This window comes from Micromonospora noduli (genome assembly GCF_003264365.1).
GTDB classification, from domain to species: domain Bacteria; phylum Actinomycetota; class Actinomycetes; order Mycobacteriales; family Micromonosporaceae; genus Micromonospora; species Micromonospora noduli.
Map to the genome: position 1 here is coordinate 1 of NZ_PYAK01000217.1, position 379 is coordinate 379.

The 379-nt window shown below is 24.8% G+C and carries 1 protein-coding gene; it reads right to left on the minus strand.

The genetic code is table 11. The features are described from left to right. Position 1 precedes the first annotated feature (1 nt). Complete coding sequence (locus GUI43_RS35270) at positions 2-364, minus strand: EMYY motif lipoprotein (RefSeq protein WP_211326821.1); 363 nt, start codon at positions 362-364, stop codon at positions 2-4. Positions 365-379: the final 15 nt, after the last annotated feature.

The window sequence follows — 379 nt, forward strand, 5'->3', positions numbered from 1 at the left end:
CTTATTCAACTTTGTATTTATTTTTTTCAAATTGTTTCGTATCATCTAAAATGTCTTCGTTATACTTGATAGATTGATTACATAAACCTATGAATTTTTTTAATTGATATATCGCATCCTTCTTCTCATTTGCAAGCATCATATATTCTTTTTTTAATTTCTTAACTTTCATTGTATCATCAGGCAAATTTTTTGCTGACTTATAATATGCTTCAAATTTAGGTATGAGATGGTTTTTAACATCTTCTTGTAGTGCCTTAAATTCTTTACTATTTTTATCAATTGTATCAGTTTTACTTAGATGATCAATTTCTTTCAAATGTATATTATCCATGACATGTTGTAATTCTTTTTGTTTTTGCACAACATCAATTTACTA